This window comes from Serratia nematodiphila DZ0503SBS1 (genome assembly GCF_000738675.1).
Lineage (GTDB): Bacteria > Pseudomonadota > Gammaproteobacteria > Enterobacterales > Enterobacteriaceae > Serratia > Serratia nematodiphila.
This window is the reverse complement of record NZ_JPUX01000001.1, coordinates 3,463,087-3,482,013: the sequence shown is the minus strand read 5'-3', so window position 1 is coordinate 3,482,013 and position 18,927 is coordinate 3,463,087. Positions and strand designations below refer to the sequence as shown.

The 18,927-nt window shown below is 62.6% G+C and carries 17 protein-coding genes; 8 read left to right on the top strand and 9 right to left on the bottom strand.

The genetic code is table 11. From position 1 onward, the window contains the following. Positions 1-268 precede the first annotated feature (268 nt). Genes JL05_RS16120 through JL05_RS16110 form a run of 3 tightly spaced genes read left to right on the top strand, consistent with a single transcriptional unit; the run spans position 269 to position 3,936 of the window. Complete coding sequence (locus JL05_RS16120; protein WP_004938115.1) at positions 269-1,285, top strand: iron ABC transporter substrate-binding protein; 1,017 nt, start codon at positions 269-271, stop codon at positions 1,283-1,285. A gap of 33 nt (positions 1,286-1,318) precedes the next feature. Then, positions 1,319-2,902, top strand: a complete 1,584-nt coding sequence (locus JL05_RS16115; RefSeq protein ID WP_033632983.1) for an ABC transporter permease — start codon at positions 1,319-1,321, stop codon at positions 2,900-2,902. Then, positions 2,899-3,936 carry an ABC transporter ATP-binding protein gene (locus JL05_RS16110; protein WP_033632982.1) on the top strand — a complete coding sequence of 346 codons (1,038 nt, stop codon included), beginning with the start codon at positions 2,899-2,901 and terminating at the stop codon, positions 3,934-3,936. Before JL05_RS16115 ends, JL05_RS16110 begins: the two co-directional genes overlap by 4 nt. A gap of 32 nt (positions 3,937-3,968) precedes the next feature. Here the strand turns inward: JL05_RS16110 and JL05_RS16105 are convergent, their stop codons facing one another. Beyond that, positions 3,969-5,465 (bottom strand): alpha/beta hydrolase, encoded by a 1,497-nt coding sequence (locus tag JL05_RS16105; protein ID WP_033632981.1) that lies wholly within the window; start codon positions 5,463-5,465, stop codon positions 3,969-3,971. A gap of 221 nt (positions 5,466-5,686) precedes the next feature. On the opposite strand from JL05_RS16105, the gene JL05_RS16100 reads away from it, so the two are divergent. Both JL05_RS16100 and fusA read left to right on the top strand, forming a co-directional pair. Then, a complete protein-coding gene (locus tag JL05_RS16100) occupies positions 5,687-5,935 on the top strand; it encodes a glycine zipper domain-containing protein (RefSeq protein ID WP_004938127.1) in 249 nt (82 codons plus the stop codon). Between the two features lie 235 nt (positions 5,936-6,170). Further along, complete coding sequence (fusA, locus tag JL05_RS16095) at positions 6,171-8,276, top strand: elongation factor G (RefSeq protein ID WP_033632980.1); 2,106 nt, start codon at positions 6,171-6,173, stop codon at positions 8,274-8,276. A 27-nt stretch (positions 8,277-8,303) separates the two neighbouring features. On the opposite strand, the gene JL05_RS16090 is transcribed toward fusA, so the two are convergent. Beyond that, positions 8,304-9,272, bottom strand: coding sequence for a DMT family transporter (locus tag JL05_RS16090; protein ID WP_033632979.1), 969 nt, complete (start codon positions 9,270-9,272; stop codon positions 8,304-8,306). Between the two features lie 98 nt (positions 9,273-9,370). After that, complete coding sequence (locus JL05_RS16085; RefSeq protein WP_033632978.1) at positions 9,371-10,198, bottom strand: AraC family transcriptional regulator; 828 nt, start codon at positions 10,196-10,198, stop codon at positions 9,371-9,373. A 196-nt stretch (positions 10,199-10,394) separates the two neighbouring features. Between JL05_RS16085 and JL05_RS16080 the strand changes: the two genes are divergently transcribed. Then, on the top strand, positions 10,395-11,828 hold the full coding sequence (locus JL05_RS16080) for an NAD-dependent succinate-semialdehyde dehydrogenase (RefSeq protein WP_033632977.1): 1,434 nt from the start codon (positions 10,395-10,397) through the stop codon (positions 11,826-11,828). A gap of 49 nt (positions 11,829-11,877) precedes the next feature. Here the strand turns inward: JL05_RS16080 and JL05_RS16075 are convergent, their stop codons facing one another. The 3 genes from JL05_RS16075 to JL05_RS16065 are packed head-to-tail and all read right to left on the bottom strand — an operon-like array spanning position 11,878 to position 14,745. Further along, the gene (locus JL05_RS16075) at positions 11,878-12,780 is read right to left on the bottom strand and encodes an alpha/beta hydrolase (RefSeq protein WP_033632976.1); all 903 of its coding nucleotides are present in this window, start codon (positions 12,778-12,780) and stop codon (positions 11,878-11,880) included. Continuing rightward, positions 12,770-13,663: an alpha/beta fold hydrolase gene (locus JL05_RS16070; RefSeq protein WP_033632975.1), complete on the bottom strand. Its 894-nt coding sequence runs from the start codon at positions 13,661-13,663 to the stop codon at positions 12,770-12,772. The genes JL05_RS16075 and JL05_RS16070 overlap by 11 nt, the downstream gene beginning before the upstream one ends. Before the next feature lie 26 nt (positions 13,664-13,689). Further along, on the bottom strand, positions 13,690-14,745 hold the full coding sequence (locus tag JL05_RS16065; protein WP_033632974.1) for a sugar phosphate isomerase/epimerase family protein: 1,056 nt from the start codon (positions 14,743-14,745) through the stop codon (positions 13,690-13,692). 140 nt (positions 14,746-14,885) lie between these two features. On the opposite strand from JL05_RS16065, the gene JL05_RS16060 reads away from it, so the two are divergent. Next, positions 14,886-15,476: a TetR/AcrR family transcriptional regulator gene (locus JL05_RS16060; protein WP_033632973.1), complete on the top strand. Its 591-nt coding sequence runs from the start codon at positions 14,886-14,888 to the stop codon at positions 15,474-15,476. On the opposite strand, the gene JL05_RS16055 is transcribed toward JL05_RS16060, so the two are convergent. The 3 genes from JL05_RS16055 to JL05_RS16045 form a co-directional block, all read right to left on the bottom strand. Beyond that, complete coding sequence (locus tag JL05_RS16055; protein ID WP_033633644.1) at positions 15,473-15,775, bottom strand: cupin domain-containing protein; 303 nt, start codon at positions 15,773-15,775, stop codon at positions 15,473-15,475. The genes JL05_RS16060 and JL05_RS16055 overlap by 4 nt on opposite strands. 117 nt (positions 15,776-15,892) lie before the next feature. Beyond that, positions 15,893-16,612 carry a glucosamine-6-phosphate deaminase gene (locus JL05_RS16050; RefSeq protein WP_033632972.1) on the bottom strand — a complete coding sequence of 240 codons (720 nt, stop codon included), beginning with the start codon at positions 16,610-16,612 and terminating at the stop codon, positions 15,893-15,895. A gap of 261 nt (positions 16,613-16,873) precedes the next feature. Next, the gene (locus JL05_RS16045) at positions 16,874-17,803 is read right to left on the bottom strand and encodes a LysR substrate-binding domain-containing protein (protein ID WP_033632971.1); all 930 of its coding nucleotides are present in this window, start codon (positions 17,801-17,803) and stop codon (positions 16,874-16,876) included. Positions 17,804-17,972: 169 nt separating this feature from the next. Here JL05_RS16045 and JL05_RS16040 point away from each other — a divergent pair, with 169 nt between their 5' ends. After that, complete coding sequence (locus JL05_RS16040; RefSeq protein ID WP_021503755.1) at positions 17,973-18,923, top strand: branched-chain amino acid ABC transporter permease; 951 nt, start codon at positions 17,973-17,975, stop codon at positions 18,921-18,923. Positions 18,924-18,927: the final 4 nt, after the last annotated feature.

The window sequence follows — 18,927 nt, the reverse complement described above, 5'->3', positions numbered from 1 at the left end:
GAAAAACACGAGGATAAACGCGGAGACCGGCATTGCCGTCAGGAACGCCGTGAACCGGCGGTGACATAAATTCAGGCAATCAATATAGATTATTCCAGCCGAAGCTTAACTTATCCTTAGGACAATTCATTTTGTGAGCGATCGTCAAAAATAATTTAATACGAATCGTTTTCACTATCATTATTGATGTTCTTGGCTAAAATCGGCCTGCTTGCGCTCGCCAGGCGATATTCGTTTTCTTCATTCGAACGCTAAAAAGGATAACTGCATGAAGCTGCGTATTTCATCTCTCGGCCCCGTCGCCCTGCTCGCCTCCTCGATGATGCTGGCCTTTGGCGCTCAGGCGGCCTCCGCCGACCAGGGCATCGTTATTTATAACGCCCAGCATGAAAATCTGGTGAAATCCTGGGTCGACGGATTTACCAAAGACACCGGCATCAAGGTGACGCTGCGCAACGGCGGCGACAGCGAACTGGGCAACCAACTGGTACAGGAAGGCAGCGCTTCACCTGCCGACGTGTTTCTGACGGAAAACTCCCCGGCGATGGTGTTGGTGGATAACGCCAAGCTGTTCGCCCCGCTGGACGCCGCCACGCTGGCGCAGGTGGAACCACAATATCGCCCAAGCCACGGCCGCTGGATCGGCATCGCCGCCCGCTCTACCGTATTTGTTTATAACCCGGCCAAACTGAGCGACGCGCAGCTGCCGAAATCACTGCTGGATCTGGCCAAGCCGGAATGGAAAGGCCGCTGGGCCGCTTCGCCGTCGGGCGCCGATTTCCAGGCGATCGTCAGCGCGCTGCTGGAGCTGAAAGGCGAGAAAGCCACGCTGGACTGGCTGAAAGCGATGAAAACCAACTTTACCGCCTATAAAGGCAACAGCACGGTGATGAAAGCGGTCAATGCCGGCCAGATCGACAGCGGCGTGATCTATCACTACTACCCGTTCGTGGATGGCGCGAAAACCGGCGAGAACAGCAACAACATCAAGCTGTATTACTTCAAACATCAGGATCCGGGCGCCTTCGTCAGCATCTCCGGCGGCGGCGTGCTGGCTTCCAGCAAGCATCAGCAGCAGGCGCAGGCGTTCATCAAGTGGATCACCGGCAAACAGGGCCAGGAAATCCTGCGCACCAACAACGCCTTCGAATACGCCGTCGGCGTCGGCGCGGCCTCCAACCCGAAACTGGTGCCGCTGAAAGATCTGGACGCGCCGAAGGTAGACGCCGCGCAGTTGAACAGTAAGAAAGTTGTCGAACTGATGACCGAGGCCGGCCTGCTGTAAGGCCCGCCGGCAAACCGAGAGTTTTTGATCGTTATGTCAAACCTGAGTACCCACGCCGCGCAGACCGCGCGGCGTTATTCTGTTGTCCCCCATCACCCGCGGCCAGGGGCGATCGTGGTGGTCAGCGCCGTGTTGCTGTCGCTGCTGGCGCTGTTGCCGCTGGGATTCGTTATCGGCGTGGCGGTTGAAACCGGCTGGCAAACGGTCAAAGCACTGGTTTTCCGCCCACGCGTGGCGGAACTGCTGTTGAATACTTTGTTGCTGGTGGTGCTGACGCTGCCGATTTGCGCCGTGCTGGGCGTGGCCCTGGCCTGGTTGACCGAACGCACCACGCTGCCGGGCCGCCGTCTCTGGGCGGTATTGGCGACCGCGCCGCTGGCGGTGCCGGCCTTCGTGCAAAGCTATGCCTGGATCAGCCTGGTGCCGTCGATGCACGGCCTGGGCGCAGGCGTTTTCATCTCGGTGCTCGCTTACTTCCCGTTTATCTACCTGCCTGCCGCCGCCGTGCTGCGTCGCCTGGATCCCGGTATCGAGGACGTCGCCACCTCACTCGGCTCCCGGCCGCCGGCGGTGTTTTTCCGCGTGGTATTGCCGCAGCTGAAACTGGCGGTCTGGGGCGGCTCGCTGCTGATCGCGTTGCACCTGCTGGCGGAGTATGGCCTGTACGCCATGATCCGTTTCGATACCTTCACCACCGCGATCTTCGATCAGTTCCAGTCGACCTTCAACGGCCCGGCGGCCAACATGCTGGCCGGCGTGTTGGTGCTGTGCTGCCTGGGGCTGCTGTTGCTTGAGGCGATAAGCCGTGGCCGCGCGCGCTATGCCCGCGTCGGTTCCGGCAGCGCCCGCAGCCAAACGCCGCGCCGCCTTTCGCCGCCGCTCGCCGCGCTGGCGCTGCTGCTGCCGATCGCGCTGACTGCGCTGGCGTTGGGCGTGCCTTTCATCACCCTGGCCCGCTGGCTGTGGCTGGGTGGATTCGAGGTGTGGCGCAACGCCGATCTGTGGCCCGCGCTGTGGCAAACGCTGTCGCTGTCCGCCTCTGGCGCGCTGCTGATTACGCTGTGCGCCATTCCGATGGCCTGGCTGTCGGTGCGCTATCCGGCCCGGCTGTATCGGGTGCTGGAAGGCTGCAACTACGTGACCAGTTCGCTGCCCGGCATCGTGGTGGCGCTGGCGCTGGTGACCATCACCATTCACAGCTTCCGTCCGATTTACCAGACCGAAATCACCCTGCTGCTGGCGTATCTGCTGATGTTTATGCCGCGGGCGCTGATCAATCTGCGCGCCGGTATCGCACAGGCGCCGGTGGAGTTGGAAAACGTGGCGCGCAGCCTGGGCAAATCGCCGGCGCAGGCGTTGTGGAGCACCACGCTGCGGCTGGCGGCGCCGGGCGCAGCTGCGGGCGCGGCGCTGGTATTCCTGGCGATCGCCAATGAACTGACCGCCACGCTGCTGCTGGCGCCGAACGGCACCCGCACGCTGGCCACCGGCTTCTGGGCGCTGACCAGCGAGATCGACTACGTCGCCGCCGCGCCTTATGCGCTGATTATGGTGGCGCTGTCGCTGCCGCTCACCTGGCTTCTTTATTCTCAATCTAAACGCACGGCGGGACTATGAGCACGCTTGAACTGCACGGTATCGGAAAATCTTACAACGCCATCAGAGTGCTGGAACACATTGACCTGCAGGTTACCGCCGGCAGCCGCACGGCGATCGTCGGCCCTTCCGGCTCCGGCAAAACCACTCTGCTGCGCATCATCGCCGGCTTTGAAATCCCCGACGGCGGCCAGATCCTGCTGCAGGGGCAAGCCATGGGCAACGGCGGCGGCTGGGTGCCTGCGCATCTGCGCGGCATCGGCTTCGTTCCGCAGGATGGCGCGCTGTTCCCGCACTTTACCGTCGCCGGCAACATCGGTTTTGGCCTCAAGGGCAGCAAACGCGAGAAACAGCATCGCATCGAGGCGTTAATGGAGATGGTGGCGCTGGATCGCCGTCTGGCGGCCCTGTGGCCGCATGAACTGTCCGGCGGGCAGCAGCAGCGGGTCGCGCTGGCGCGCGCTCTGTCGCAGCAACCCCGGCTGATGCTGCTGGACGAGCCGTTCTCGGCGCTGGATACCGGCCTGCGCGCCGCCACCCGAAAAGCGGTGGCCGAACTGCTGACGGAGGCCAAAGTAGCGTCGATCCTGGTCACCCACGATCAGAGCGAGGCGCTGTCGTTCGCCGATCAGGTGGCGGTGATGCGCAATGGCCGGCTGGCGCAGGTGGGCGCGCCGCAGGATCTTTATCTGCGCCCGGTCGATGAACCGACCGCCAGCTTCCTTGGCGAAACGCTGGTGTTGACCGCTGAACTGGCGCACGGCTGGGCCGACTGCGCACTGGGGCGCATCGCCGTCGACGATCGCCAACGCAGCGGCCCGGCGCGCATCATGCTGCGCCCGGAGCAGATTCAAATCGGCTTGTCAGATCCGATGCAGCGCGGCCAGGCGGTGATCACCGGCATTGATTTCGCCGGCTTCGTCTCTACGCTCAACCTGCGGATGGTCGCCGGCGGCGCGCAAATCGAGATCAAAACCGTCAGCCGCGAAGGCCTGCAGCCCGGTTCTCAGGTCACTCTCAACGTGATGGGCCAGGCGCATATTTTCGCCGGCTGACTCACTTAAGGCCGGGCTGCTCCCCGGCCTTCTCAGCGGCAAATCTTGTCACGGCGCGGCTTTTTCGGCGCCAGCAGATAATCCACCACGCTTTCGTCAACGCAGCTGTCGATGCCGTTCAGCGCCAGCGTATGCCCGTCGCGTTCGCGGGTGATCAGCGGGCTTTTAAAGGCGGCGGCCATCACTTGCGCGTTGCGGTACGGGGTGGTCGGATCGTAGCGCTGGGCGACGAACAGCAGCGGCGGCAGCGCGGCGGACGCCGCCGGGGTGTGCGGCCGATCTTTGCCGCGGTACGGCCACAGATCGCACATTTCCAGCGGGTATTCGTGCAGCGGCAGATAGTGGGCATACAAAGCGGCGGTATTGATCTCCTGCCGCTGCCGGCGCAACTGCTGCGGATCGGCCGTCGGGTTGGCGACGTCGGCGCAGGTGATGACGTTCAGGGCGTCATCGGCATCCGGCGAATAGCTTTCGTCGATCAGATCGGAAACCTGCTGCCCGGCGATGCCGGCATCGAGCTGGCGCAGCACGGTGGCCAGCTCATGCCAGCGCTCCGGCCACAATAACAGCGAACGCGTGACCGTCAACACGTCGTCGGCGGAGATTTCATAGCCCGCTGCGGTGACGAACGGTTGATCGTGCAGCTTGCGCAGCAAGGCGTGATAGCGCTGCAGCGCCTGATTGGCGCCGCCGCCCAGCTGACAGCTGTCGGTTTTACCGCAGTAGGCGGCGAAGCGCAGGAAGCTTTGCTGGAAACCCCGTTCCTGGTTTAGCCGCTGGGTGAAATCGTCCTCAGCCAGATCCACCACCCCGTCCAGCACCAGCGCGCGCGTTTTCTTCGGAAAACGCTCGGCATACAGCGCCGCCACCTTGGTGCCGTAAGAATATGCCACCGCCGTCAGCCCCGGTTCGCCCAGCGCGTGGCGGATCGCGTTCAGATCGTTGACCGCCTCGTCGGTGCCGATGTGTTGCAGCACGTCCGCGCCGGTCTGTTTGATGCAGGCGGCAATCAGGGCGCGCGTCTGGTTCTCCGCGCCGGCCACGTCGTTGTCGTCCGGTTCAGGGAGTTCGTCACCTTCGGCCAGCTGGCAGGAGATTTTCGGCGTCGATTGGCCGACGCCGCGCGGATCGTAACCGATGATATCGTAGGATTTACGCAGCCTGGCGACGTGGGCGTCGTTGCCTAAATAGGGGTTGATGCCCGGCAGGCCCGGCCCGCCGCTGATCGTCACCACGCTGCCCTTTTTCGGCCCGGTGGCGGGCAGCAGGGTCAGCGCCAGGCGCACGGTCTGTTCGCCCGCCTGCGCCGAATGGGCGGGAGGCGTGGCGTACGCCAGCGGCACCTCGAGATAGCCGCAGCGCAGCCCCGCCGGCGGCGCTTCATCGAACCAACGCTGAAAGCCGCTGTTGAGACAAGATTGCCAACGAATGCCGTTCCCGGCCGCCGCCCCGTGGAGCGCAGGCTTAGCCTGAGCGGGCAACGCGGCGGCAGTCGCGGCGAGCAGCGCCAGAATACGCAGTACTGACATGGGGAGTCCTTTCAACTCAACGAATCGGTCAAAGGGTAACGGTATCCGGTTAAACCGCTAGCCAATAGAACACAAAAAGCCGCGCGGGTGAAGCCGTCACCGCGCGCCCGGCAAGACTTTTCTCTGCTCGGATTGCTCTTATAACGCACAGAATGCTGCAAAAAACGTCGTTTGCCTGCTAGGCTTAGGGTTCATTATCCCACAAGGAACAGGAGAGCAGCATGTTTGGAAAAGCGGAAGACAAAGCCAATGAAGCCGCAGGCGCGGTAGAAGAAGCGTTCGGCAAAGCCGTTGATTCGCCAGAGCATCAGGTGCGCGGCGCGGCGCGCAAATACGCCTCCCAGGCCAGCTATGCCGCCCGAGACGCCGCGGACAGCGTAAGAACGCAGGTGGAAGCCAACCCGCTGGCCGGCGTGGCCGTTGCGGCAGCGGTCGGCATCGTTTTCGGCTTCCTGCTGGGACGCAAATAAGCGGCGAACGCCGCTCGACAACAGGCCCGTTACGGGCCTTTTTTTCGCCTTTTCTTCGCCTGCGTGCAAACTTTCATCTATCACAGCCATCGCTTAAAAAAACCAACGCCTTCAACTACGATTAGTTTGTGACCAGAGCGAGGCTCTGCGATCCGACGGATAACCCTATGAGGATTATCACCATTATCCATGCTGTTTAAGCCGCTCTCCTTCACGCGGCTAAGAAAGGTTGATTATGGCTCGCACCACCCCTATCGAACGTTACCGCAATATCGGCATCTCCGCGCATATCGATGCCGGCAAGACCACCACCACCGAGCGGATTCTGTTTTACACCGGGGTCAGCCACAAGCTGGGTGAAGTGCATGACGGCGCGGCGACCATGGACTGGATGGCGCAGGAACAGGAGCGCGGCATCACCATCACCTCGGCGGCCACCACCTGCTTCTGGAACGGCATGCAGCATAACTATCCGCAGCACCGCATCAATATCATCGATACCCCCGGGCACGTCGATTTCACCATTGAAGTGGAACGTTCGATGCGCGTGCTGGACGGCGCCGTGATGGTCTATGACTCGGTGGGCGGCGTGCAGCCGCAGTCGGAAACCGTCTGGCGTCAGGCCAACAAGTACAAGGTGCCGCGGCTGGCGTTCGTCAACAAGATGGACCGCATCGGCGCGGATTTTTTCCGCGTGCGCAAAATGATGATCGAGCGCCTGAAAGCCAACCCGGTGCCGATCGTTATCCCTATCGGCGCCGAAGATCACTTCAGCGGCGTGGTGGATCTGGTGCGGATGAAGGCCATTCTGTGGGACGAAGCCTCGCAGGGCATGAACTTCAGCTTCGAAGAAATCCCGGCAGAGCTGCGCGATTCGGCGCAGGAGTGGCGTGAAAACATGATTGAGGCCGCCGCCGAAGCCTCGGAAGAACTGATGGAGAAATACCTCAACCAGATGCCGCTGAGCGAAGAGGAGATCGTCCACGGGCTGCGGGTGCGCACCGTCGCCGGTGAAATCCAACCGATGCTGTGCGGATCGGCGTTCCGCAACAAAGGGGTGCAGCGCATGCTGGACGCGGTGATCGAGCTGATGCCCTCGCCGCTCGATGTGCCGCCGATGGAGGGCCACGGCGAACACGATGAAATCATCACTCGCAAAGCCGACGACAACGAAAAATTCTCGGCGCTGGCGTTTAAGCTGATGACCGACCCGTTCGTCGGCCAACTCACCTTCGTGCGCGTCTATTCCGGGGTACTGGCCAAAGGCAGCAGCGTTTACAACCCGATCAAAGGCAAAAAGGAGCGCATCGGCCGGATCGTGCAAATGCACGCCAACGATCGTAAGGACATCGACGAGCTGCACGCCGGCGACATCGCCGCCTGCGTTGGCCTGAAGGACGTCACCACCGGCGATACGCTGTGCGATCCCGGCGCCATCATCACGCTGGAGCGCATGACCTTCCCCGAGCCGGTGATCGCCCAGGCGATCGAGCCGAAAACCAAGGGCGACCAGGAGAAAATGGGCATCGCGCTGCAGCGCCTCTCTTCGGAAGATCCGTCGTTCCGCGTGCGCACCGATGAGGAATCCGGCCAAACCATTATCTACGGCATGGGCGAGCTGCACCTGGAGATTATCGTCGATCGCATGCGCCGCGAGTTCGGGGTGGAGACCACCACCGGCAAGCCGCAGGTGTCGTACCGCGAAACCATCCGCAAACGGGTGGCCGATGTGGAAGGCAAGTTCGTGCGTCAGTCCGGCGGCAAGGGGCAATACGGCCATGTGGTGCTGACCGTCGAGCCGAACGAACCCGGCAAAGGCTTCGAGTTCTTCGATGAGATCAAGGGCGGCGTCATTCCGGGCGAGTTTATCCCGGCGGTGAAAAAAGGCGTGCTCGAGGCACTGAACAACGGCGTGCTGGCCGGTTATCAGGTAGTGGACGTCAAGGTGCACCTGACCTTCGGTTCTTACCATGACGTCGACTCGTCGGAACAGGCGTTTCGCATGGCGGCGATCTTCGGCTTCAAGGACGCCTGCCGTCTGGCGGATCCGGTGATCCTGGAGCCCATCATGTCGGTGGAGGTGGAAACGCCGGAGGATTACGCCGGCAACGTGATGGGCGATCTCTCCTCACGCCGCGGTCTGGTGCAGGGCATGGAAGAGATCCCGGGCGGCGGCGGCAAGGAAATACGCGCCAAGGTGCCGCTGTCCGAGATGTTCGGCTACTCGACCACCCTGCGTTCGATGTCGCAGGGCCGCGCCACCTACACCATGGAATTCAGCCACTACGCCGAAGCGCCGCGCAACGTGGCCGAAGAGATCATTCACCACAGCAAGCGTTAACCCTCGCGCCCGCCGCTGCGGCGGGCGTCACCCCTGCTTTTCCTCCAGCGCCACCACCACTGGCTGCGGTTTGATGCGCATGGCGTACACCACGCCGGCGATCAAACAGACGATGCCCGCCAGCGTCAGCAACGGCGGCCAGGCCTGGCGCAACAGAAAGGTATACGCCAACCCCGCCAGAATTTCGAACACGATGAGCGGCCCCACCAACACCGTCGGCAGCCGCTGGCTGGCTTCGTTCCAGCACAGCGCCCCCAGCCAGGAGCAGAACACGCCGATGATCAGCATCAGTGGAATAAACACCTCGGGGCGCGGGCCGAACGGCAAGGCGAACGCCGGCTCGCTCAATGCCAATTGGCCGCAGACAGCCAGATAGCCCAGCAGCGCCAGCGGCAGCGTCACCAGCCCCTGCGCCGTGGCCCAGGTGGCCGGCCGCTGCGTCGGATTCTCCCGCAGCCAGCGTGAATTGCGCAGCGGGAACCAGGTCCAGCACGCCACCGCCAACACGGCCAGCCCAAGACCGCTGAGATAGCGCCAGCCGTCGATCGATACCGCATTGCCGCGCAGCTCGGCGACGTTCACGCACGCCAATCCACAGACGATCAACAGCAGCGCCGGCGCCAGTTTGCCCCAGGCCAGGCGCCCGTCGTGCCGGCCGTAAAACAGATTGGCGCAAATGGCGATCACTACCGGCAAGGTGCCGATGATCATGGTCGAGACCGGTGCGCCGGTGCGCTGAATGGCGCTGGCCAGGCACAGGTAGTACAGCAGATTGCCGATGGCCGTCAGCTTGAGCGCTTCCAGCCAATCCTGGCGCCGCAGCTTGCGCAGGCGGCGGCGATCAAACCAGGCCAGCGGCAAGGTAATCAGCCCAAAGGCCAGATAGCGCCCGGTGGACTGCAGCGCGGCGGGATAGTCCGGCACCAGCAGCGGGCCGACGAAAATCAGTCCCCACATCAGCCCGGCGGCCAGGGCAAACACAACGCCAATGAACATAACGACTCCGACAAACGGCCGGCGCGGCCAACCCGCCCGACAAGACAGCGGCAGAGTAACGAAAACGCGGGGAGGAATGATTGTAGCAGGTTGCTGTTTTAGCCCAATTTCACCTGTTTCTGGAAACGCACCGGCGTGACGCCGTAACGGTTAGCGAACGCGCGCGTCAGGTGCGCCTGATCGGTCAACCCCGCCGCCGCCGCCACCTGTGCGGCGGGCATGCCGCGCTCCAGCATGCGTTTAGCCTGCGACAGCCGGATCGCCATCAGCATCTGCTGCGGCGAGACGTGATATTCGGCCTTGAACTTGCGCTGGAAATGGTACGGGCTGAGCGAGACCAGATCGGCCAGTTGGTGGAGGGTTACGGCCTCGGCATAATTATCGTGCAGGTAGCTTTTCACCACCTCGAAACGGTGCGCCGCCTCGGCTTTCTCTCGCTGCCCGGTGCGGATATGCGGGTGCAGCAACTCGACGGCCTCCAGCAGCAGGCCGTCGAACGTGAGCGGATCCTCGGTTTGCCACAGCATGGCGAGAATGGCGGACAGGCGCTGCGCCGCCCGCGGATCGTGGCGCACCGCCTCGGTAAACCACTGGCTCCGATCGCCGGACAGCTGCTCCAGCGCCTCGGGCGCCAGATAGAGCATGCGATAACACCAGCCGCCCGGCGTTTCGGCTTCGCCGGTATGCAGCTCGTCAGGGTTCATCAGCACCAGCGCGCCCGGCGCCGCCAGGTGCTGCGCCCCGCGATAGCGAAAACGCTCGGCTCCGGTGTCCACGGTGCCGATGGCGAAGGCGTCGTGGGTATGCGGCTCGAAGGCATAGCGCTCAATGTGCGCCTGATAGAGTTCGACGCCGGGCAGATGCGACAAATGCCGGAACTGCGCGCAATCCTTCTCGAACGGAAACTGTTGTGGAACCCCTTGCACCCGACCTCCTCATCCGTGCTGACAATCTGCTCAGCATAGCCAAAACATCGCCGATTGAGTAGCCGCCCTGGTCCTTTCGTGCCCCTCGCCTGGACGATCGCCGCCATTCGGCGTAGGGTTAAGGTCCCTGTCCCTTTCAGACGGGCCGCATCGCAAAACTCATCGGCCCCTGACACTCCGCAAACAAGAGGCAACAATGTATCCGGATACTCAACTGTATATCGATGGACAATGGCGCAACGCGCTGGCCGGGAAAACCCTGCCGGTCTCCAACCCCGCTACCGACGAGATCATCGGTCAGGTGGCGCACGCCGCCACAGAAGATCTCGATCTGGCGCTGGCCGCCACCGAGCGCGGGTTTAACGTTTGGCGAAACACCGCCGCACACCAGCGCGCCAACCTGATGCGCAAAGCCGCTGCGCTGCTGCGCGAACGCGCCGACGCCATCGCCGCCATCATGACGCAGGAACAGGGCAAGCCGGTGGCGCAGGCCAAGATTGAAATTCTCAACGCCGCCGACGTTATCGACTGGTTCGCCGGCGAAGCCACCCGCACCTACGGGCAGATCATTCCGTCCCGCGCTCGCGACGTGCAGCAGCAAACCCTCAAGCTGCCGGTCGGCCCGGTGGCCGCCTTCACACCGTGGAACTTCCCGATTAACCAGATCGTGCGCAAGCTGTCCGCCGCGCTGGCGGCGGGCTGTTCCATCATCGTCAAAGGCCCGGAAGAAACGCCGGCCTCACCGGCAGAGCTGATCAAAGCCTTCGCCGACGCCGGTATTCCTGCCGGGGTGATCGCGCTGGTGTACGGCACCCCGGCGGAAATCTCGGAATACCTGATCCCGCATCCGACCATTCGCAAGATCTCCTTCACCGGCTCCACCCGCGTGGGCAAACATCTGGCGGCGCTGGCTGGCCAGCATATGAAAAAGGCCACCATGGAGCTGGGCGGCCACGCGCCGGTGCTGATCTTTGACGACGCCGATCTCGACGCGGCGGCCAAAGAGCTGGCGCAGTCGAAGTTCCGCAACGCCGGCCAGGTCTGTATCGCCCCGACCCGCTTCCTGATCCAGCAAGGCGTTTACGAGGCCTTCGTGGAGAAATTCACCGCCGCGGTGCGTGAGCTCAAGCTCGGCAACGGGCTGGAAGACGGCGTGACGATGGGCCCGATGGTGCTGGGCCGCAGCGTCGACAATATCGAGGCGCTGGTGCAGGACGCTATCGCCCACGGAGCGAAGGCCAGCACCGGCGGCAAACGCGTGGCGGGCAAAGGCAACTTCTTCGAGCCGACGGTGCTGCGCGACGTGCCGCTGAGCGCGCGCGCCATGTCGGAAGAGCCGTTTGGCCCGGTCGCCCTGCTGCGCCCGTTCGCCACCTACGACGAGGCGATCGCCGAAGCCAACCGACTGCCGTACGGGCTGGCCGCCTACGCCTACAGCCGTAACATCGCCACCGTCAATGCGCTGGGGCGCGACGTGGAGAGCGGCATGCTGAGCATCAACCACATCGGTTTTGGCCTGCCGGAAACGCCGTTTGGCGGCGTGAAAGACTCCGGTCACGGCACCGAAGGCGGCAGCGAAGCGATCGAATCCTACCTGGAAACCCGTTTCGTCACCGTCGCCGGCCGTTAATCGCGCGCCGGATGAATAGCCAGAAAGCCCCGCAATGCGGGGCTTTTTTTTACTCGCAAGCCAGCTCGAACAGCCGTCGCGCCGCCGGGGTCAGCCCCAACATGTGAATACAGGCATGCACCACGCCCGGCAACCGTTCGCAGCGTACCGCCACGCCCGCCTCGCGCAGCCGCTGCGCATACTCCTCGGCCTCATCGCGCAGCGGATCATATTCGCAGCTCAGAATGGTGGCCGGCGGTAACCCGCGCAGCGTGGCGGCGTGCAGCGGTTCGCCGTAAGGTTCGCGCCGCTGAGCCAGATACTGCTGCCAACAAAATACCATCGCGTCGCGCGTCAGAAAGTGCCCCTCGGCAAACTCGCGATAGCTCTCCGTCGCCATTTCGCGGCTGAGCGCCGGGTACAGCAGCAGCTGGCGCTCGATATGCGGGCCGCCGCGATCCCGCGCCAGCAACGCGACCGCCGCCGCCAGATTGCCCCCGGCGCTGTCGCCCCCCACAACCAGGCGCTGCGCGTCGATCCCTAACTGCGGCGCCTGTTGCACCACCCAGCAGAGCGCCTGGTAGACATCTTCCAGCGGCTGCGGAAATGGATACTCTGGCGCCAAACGGTAGTCGACCGACAGGATCACCCGGCCGGTGGCGTTAGCCAGCGCCTGGCAGGGCTGGTCATACAGCGACAGCGAACCGAGGCACCAGCCGCCGCCGTGGGCGAACAGCATCGCCGGTTGTGCGGCAGCGCGCCTTTCCCCCGCCGGTAGATAGGCGCGCAGCGCAATCCGGTGCCCATCGGCGGCGACCACCGTATAGTCCCTGACGCCGCCGCTCGGTGCCGTTTCGCCCTGCAGCAAGCGCAAACCGGTTTCCGTGGCCGCGCGCATTTCCGCCAGCGACGCGGGCGGCGGCACATCGACCGATGCCGTCAAAAAGGCGGCGATGCGTTCATCAAGCGGCATGTTGTTCTCCCGCCAGGAACGGCGTAATCAATGCGATAAACGCTTCATGACACTCCTCGGTGATGAAATGGCCGCAGCTGGCGACCGTTTCGCCCCGCAGATCGCACGCATTGCCCTGCAGCGTCGTCAGCGGCGCGTCGCCGGTGGCGTGCTCCGCCCCCACCGTCAGCACCGGCATCGTCAATGGCGTGGCGGCGCGCTCTCGGTTCTGGCGAACGGTCTCCGGGATCGCCCGGTAATAGTCGAATCCGGCGCGCAGGCCGCCCGGCGCCGAATAGGCGGCGATATAGACCTCAGCCGCCACCCGGTCGCGCCGATAGGACCAGCGGTTGAAGATATAGCCAAGATACTCCCGCTCGCGCCCCTGGGTCAGGGTCTCCGGCAAATCCGCCAGCTGGTTGAACATGAAATGCCACAGGAAGATGTTCTCCTCCGGCGCGACGAAAATCGGCGGCGGCGGCGCCAGACCGGGGATCACCGCCTCCGTCAGCACCAGGCGCTCCACCGCCTGCGGGAAGTCGCTCGCCATGGCGTAACCGATCCACATGCCGATGTCGTGGCCGACCAGTTGGTAACGTTCGTGGCCCAGTTGCGCCATCATCGCGTGCAATGCCGCACCGACGCTGCCGGTGTCATAGCCACCGACGGGCTTGTCAGAGTCGCCGATGCCCGGCGGATCGACGGCGATCGCCTGAAAACCGGCCGCCGCCAAGGCGCGCATCACATGGCGCCAGGTGTACCAGGTTTGCGGCCAGCCGGGGATCAGCAACACCGGCAGCCCTTCACCGGCTATCACGCAGTGGATACGTTGGCCATTGACCTGGGTATAGACGTGTTCCGCCCCGAGATCCTGCAACAGGATCTCGTTCTCTTGTTGTTTCATGGGGTGACTCCCTGTGATGGACTGGCTCAGCGAATGCCGAGCAAGGCATTAATCTGCTGTGGGTTGACCGGTGCGCCGGCGAAGTCATCGAACACTTTGTCGGTGACATGGATGATGCGATCGCGAATGAAGGCCGCGCCTTCGCGCGCGCCGTCCTGCGGATTTTTCAGGCAGCATTCCCACTCCAGCGTCGCCCAGCCCTGATAGCCATACTGCGTCAAACGGGAAAAAATGCCGTTGAAATCGACCTGGCCGTCGCCCAGCGAGCGGAAGCGGCCGGCGCGATCGATCCATGACTGATAACCGCCGTAAATGCCCTGGCGCCCGGTCGGGTTGAACTCGGCGTCCTTAACGTGGAACATGCCGATAACCTCTTTATAAATATCGATAAACTCCAAATAGTTGAGCTGCTGCAGCACCATATGGCTCGGATCGAACAGCACCCGGCAACGCGGATGATGGCCAACGCGCTCAAGAAACATCTCGTAGGTCACGCCGTCATGCAGATCTTCACTCGGGTGAATTTCGTAGCACAGGTTGATGCCCTGCTCGTCGCAGGCGTTGAGCACCGGCAGCCAGCGTTTGGCCAGCTCGTTGAACGCGGCGTCGATCAATCCTTCCGGGCGCTGCGGGAACGGGAACAGATAGGGCCAGGCCAGTGAACCGGAAAAGGTGCCCAGCTCGCTGAGCCCGAGCCGCGCCGAGGCTTTTACCGCCAGCTGCATTTGCTGCCGCGCCCACTCGCCGCGCGCCTGCGGATTACCGTGCAGCGCCGGCGGCGCGAAGCTGTCGCACAGCGCATCGTAAGCCGGGTGCACCGCCATCAGTTGGCCGAAAATATGGCTGGTCAGTTCGCTGACCACCAACCCATGCTCCGCCAACATACCGGTCAGATCGTCGCAGTAGGTTTGGCTTTGCGCAGCGGTGGCCACGTCGAATAAACGCCGATCCCAGGCCGGGATCTGCAACGCGCTAAAACCGGTCTGCGCCGCCCACTCGGCAATGGCGGGCAGGCTGTTGAACGGCGCTGTCTCATCGCTGAACTGCGCGAGATGCAGGCTTGGACCTTTGAGGGTTTTCATCGTAAACTCCTATTAGTTGTCGATTGACAAACAATAGGAGCAAAGCGCGGCGACCGCAAGCGAAATTTATAAAGGCATTGGTATTCCCGCCGATTTAGGCGATCCTATGTCGCTGAATGGCAGGTAAATTGGAGCAGCGAATGGCAGGCAGACCGCGCGAGTTCGATCGCGAACAGGCGCTCTTGAAGGCGCGAAACTTATTTTGGCGGCAGGGTTACGAAGGCACCTCGATGTCGGATCTGGTGGCGGAATTGGGCATTGCTTCCGCGCGCATCTACAAAGCGTTCGGCTCCAAAGAGCAGCTGTTCCGCGAGGCGATCGCCAGTTACGAAACCAAGGAAGGCGGCTTTGCCGATCGCGCCTTCGCGCAGGAAAGCGGCATTCGCCCGGCGATCAAACGCCTGCTGGAAGATGCCGTGCGGCTCTATAGCCGGCCGGATCTGCCGCAGGGCTGCATGGTGGTCTCCTCCGCCGCCAGCGTCAGCGCGGAAAACGACGGACTCAAAGTTTGGCTGGCAGAGCATCGGCTGCAGCGCACGCAGCAGATCGTCGAACGGCTGCGCCAGGCGGTGCAAACCGGCGAACTGCCGGCCGACACCGACGCCGACAGCCTGGGGGACTATTTCGCCGTCTTCTTGCACGGCCTGTCGATTCAAGCGCGTGACGGCGTCACAGAAGCGCGGTTATTGGCGGCGGTGAACGTGGCGCTCAGGGCTTTGGGCGGCGCTTAATCTTCCGGCAGATCGACAATCACCAGCGTGCCTTCGCTGCCCGGCAACACGCGGTGCGGTACGCCGGCCGCGGCCTGATACAGCTGCCCGGCCCGCACTACCATCGTTTCCCCCGCCACCTGCAGCCGCAGGTGGCCGCTGATCACCAGCAACCCTTCACTGTAATCATGCACTTCATCCGCAATGCTGCGCGCATCCATACGCAGCACTTTGATATTGGCCGCACCGACGCGGCCCAGCACGGCGGAACGCCAGGCCTCGGGCAGTTCGGCTGCCTGCCGGTTTAAATCGAACAGCATCGTCATCCCCAGCTGCATGAAAAAACGCACTCTAGCCTGATTCTGTGCCACAGGGAAAGACGCTTTGGTTGCAGGTTATGACCGTTGGTTCTGAGGCGAGATGCGCCGGATGAACGCTTAAGACAGCAGCGCCGCGGCCTCCCGATCGGCGATAATCAACAGGTCCGGATGCAACATCAAAATGCTGGCGGGCACTGCGGCGTCGACAGAGCCGGTGACAATGCGCCGCAAAATGTCCGCTTTGTGCGAACCGTTGACGATCAGCACCAGCTTTTTGGCGGCCATCACGCTCGCAGGCCCCAGGGTGACGTAATGATCGGGCAGCCATTCAGTGCGGCCGCCCACCTCTTTGAGCAAAATGTCCGCCATATCCGGCCTGGCGGAAACCGGCACCCGACAAGTGCGGTCTTCGAAGGCAGTGGTGCCCGGCAGATTGCCGCAGAAATGCCCGTCCGCTCCGACGCCCATTACGATTGCATCCAGCCCGCCATCCTCGGCGATACGCCGATCGTGCTGGAGGTAGTTGTCCGAATTCAAGACGTGCAGTTGCCGCTCGGGGATCGCCGCCGGGCCGAAGAACATATGGTACAGATTCTCCATGGTGACGCCATAGCCCGATCGGCCGGCGTAAGGAATTTCATCGAAATTATAGTAATGCACGTTGGCGAATTCCGCGTGGCCCTTGACGCGCGGAGCCAACAACTCATACATCCGTTTAGGCGTCGAGCCGGCGGTGATGGCCAGATTGACGCGCTGCGGGCGCAGCATGTAACTCAACAACAGGCTGGCGGCCAGCTCACTCATTTCCTGGTAGTCATTAGCGACGACAAGTTTCATTCCCTTCTCCTTTTGCAAAAAAAAACCTAACCGCCCATCCGGCCATGTTCGATGCCGGGAGAGAAGTTAGGTTTTGCCTGATCGCGTCAGTAACAATCCGTTTCTTGTCAGGTTATGGCGGCCAGGAATGAAATGCAATCTGCACGGTGTGATAGGCGCCGCAGTTGTGACATTTCTTTTCTTGCCGGCTATCAAGCCGCGCAAATCGCCGCGCCAGGCTGGGCGGTTCGAAGGTTCCGCGCCGCCATGGCCAAACGGCGCTTAATCCCCTCGGCTTTCCGCCGCCTCACGGCGCAGCCACTGCCGCAGATTTTCGCCTTCCTGCGACAGTTCACTGTCCAGCCGAGCGCACAGGTAATAATCGCGGCCGTCGTCGATCGGCAGATCGAACATTTTGATCAACTCACCGCTCTCAAGGTAGTGGGCGATTAACGGTTCACGCATCAACGCGCACCCTAACCCCGCCTGCACCGCCGCCAACGTCAACAATCCATCCTCGAACATCGGGCCGATACTGCGCAGCGGGCGCTTGACGCCGGCCTGCTGAAACCATTGCATCCAGGTATTGCGCTCCTCGTCGTGCAGCAGCGGCAGCGTCGCCAGCTGATCCGGCGTATCGAGCAGACCGTGCAGTTTACTGAATGCCCGGCTGCACACCGGCACCATTTTTCCGGACATCAGCTTCTCGCTGCGATAGCCGGTCCACTGCCCGATCCCGAAGCGGATCGACAGATCGGCGGCGTCGCTCAGGTAATTGCGGTGGTTGGCGTAGACCACATTGATGTCGATATCCGGGTTTTCGCGCAGAAAGCCGCGCAGCCGCGGAATGAACCAGCCCATGCCGAACAGCGGGATCAGACTGATGGTCACCTGCCGCGACGCGGATTGTTCACGCACGTGTTCGGTCGCCTGCCGCAGCACGTTGAACGCCGAGCGAATCGAACGGTAGTACTCCCGCCCCTCGCTGCGCAGCACCAGGTTGCGCCCCTGCCGTTCAGTCAACGGCATCTGCAAAAATGCCTCCAGCGTTTTGAGTTGATGACTGACCGCCGAAGGCGAAATCATCAGCTCGTTAGCCGCCGCGCTGATGCCACCCAGGCGCGCGATGGCTTCGAACGCCCGCACGGCGCGCAGCGGCGGATCGTTCGGCAGCATCGGCAATGGCTCATCGTACTGTTCTGTTTTTTTCATATATTGACTGTTTTTGGGAAATCGACACTGAAGGAATGGATTCAATATACATAAAAATCAATGTATTAAAATCACTCGTTTTTTGTATAAGAAAGTATTTTTCCGTATTTTACAATTTTTTTAAATTCTCTACTGTGAGCCTCTGACTCATTATCTCCGGACTCTCCTTATGGATACGCTGGTACAGCAAACCGTCAACGGTTTGATGCTCGGCAGCATTTATGCGCTGATCGCGCTCGGCTACACCATGGTGTACGGCATCCTGCGCATCATCAACTTCGCGCACGGCGACGTGCTGATGGTCGGGGCGCTGAGCGCGCTGTCGGCGATAAGCGTGTTGCAACACCACTTTCCCGCGTTATCGCCCTACGCCACGCTGCTGCTGGCGGCCCTGTTCGCCATGGCGGTCTGCGCCATCACCTCGATGGCGATCGAGCGTCTGGCCTATCGCCGGTTGCGTAATGCACCGCGCCTGGCCCCGCTGATCAGCGGCATCGGCGTCTCGCTGCTGTTGCAAACCCTGGCGATGCTGATCTGGTCACGCAATCCCCTGATGTTTCCGCAGCTGTTGCCGATGACGCCCATCGCCCTGACCGCAGGCAGCGCCGAACATGCGCCGGCGGTGATCACCGGCACGGCGATCGTCACGCTGGCGGTGGCCGTAGCGGTGATGGCCGGCCTCTGGCTGCTGGTCGAACACAGCCGTTTCGGCCGCGCCATGCGCGCCACGGCGGAAAACCCGCAGGTCGCCGGCCTGATGGGCATCAGTCCTGACCGCATCATCGTTCTGACCTTCGCGCTCGGCGGCGCGCTGGCGGCGGTGGCCGGCATCATGATGGCCAGCAACTACGGCAATGCCGGTTTCTCGATGGGCTTTCTGCCCGGCATCAAGGCGTTTACCGCCGCCGTGCTCGGCGGCATCGGCAACCTGCGCGGCGCGATGCTTGGCGGTTTGCTGCTGGGGCTGTTCGAATCGCTGGGCACCGGCTATCTCGGCGAGCTGACCGGCGGCGTGTTCGGCAGCAACTACCAGGACGTGTTCGCGTTTCTGGTGCTGATCGCCGTGCTGGTTTTCCGCCCCTCCGGGCTGTTGGGCGAACGCATCGCCACGCGCGCATAAGGAC

Excerpts from the sequence above, each read along its gene's own strand:
- fusA (WP_033632980.1), top strand. The coding sequence starts at position 6,171 with ATGGCTCGCACCACCCCTATCGAACGTTACCGCAATATCGGCATCTCC.
- JL05_RS16120 (WP_004938115.1), top strand. The coding sequence starts at position 269 with ATGAAGCTGCGTATTTCATCTCTCGGCCCCGTCGCCCTGCTCGCCTCC.
- JL05_RS16045 (WP_033632971.1), bottom strand. The coding sequence starts at position 17,803 with ATGAAAAAAACAGAACAGTACGATGAGCCATTGCCGATGCTGCCGAAC.
- JL05_RS16075 (WP_033632976.1), bottom strand. The coding sequence starts at position 12,780 with ATGCCGCTTGATGAACGCATCGCCGCCTTTTTGACGGCATCGGTCGAT.
- JL05_RS16090 (WP_033632979.1), bottom strand. The coding sequence starts at position 9,272 with ATGTTCATTGGCGTTGTGTTTGCCCTGGCCGCCGGGCTGATGTGGGGA.
- JL05_RS16065 (WP_033632974.1), bottom strand. The coding sequence starts at position 14,745 with ATGAAAACCCTCAAAGGTCCAAGCCTGCATCTCGCGCAGTTCAGCGAT.
- JL05_RS16110 (WP_033632982.1), top strand. The coding sequence starts at position 2,899 with ATGAGCACGCTTGAACTGCACGGTATCGGAAAATCTTACAACGCCATC.
- JL05_RS16055 (WP_033633644.1), bottom strand. The coding sequence starts at position 15,775 with ATGCTGTTCGATTTAAACCGGCAGGCAGCCGAACTGCCCGAGGCCTGG.
- JL05_RS16040 (WP_021503755.1), top strand. The coding sequence starts at position 17,973 with ATGGATACGCTGGTACAGCAAACCGTCAACGGTTTGATGCTCGGCAGC.
- JL05_RS16060 (WP_033632973.1), top strand. The coding sequence starts at position 14,886 with ATGGCAGGCAGACCGCGCGAGTTCGATCGCGAACAGGCGCTCTTGAAG.
- JL05_RS16100 (WP_004938127.1), top strand. The coding sequence starts at position 5,687 with ATGTTTGGAAAAGCGGAAGACAAAGCCAATGAAGCCGCAGGCGCGGTA.
- JL05_RS16080 (WP_033632977.1), top strand. The coding sequence starts at position 10,395 with ATGTATCCGGATACTCAACTGTATATCGATGGACAATGGCGCAACGCG.
- JL05_RS16115 (WP_033632983.1), top strand. The coding sequence starts at position 1,319 with ATGTCAAACCTGAGTACCCACGCCGCGCAGACCGCGCGGCGTTATTCT.
- JL05_RS16070 (WP_033632975.1), bottom strand. The coding sequence starts at position 13,663 with ATGAAACAACAAGAGAACGAGATCCTGTTGCAGGATCTCGGGGCGGAA.
- JL05_RS16105 (WP_033632981.1), bottom strand. The coding sequence starts at position 5,465 with ATGTCAGTACTGCGTATTCTGGCGCTGCTCGCCGCGACTGCCGCCGCG.
- JL05_RS16050 (WP_033632972.1), bottom strand. The coding sequence starts at position 16,612 with ATGAAACTTGTCGTCGCTAATGACTACCAGGAAATGAGTGAGCTGGCC.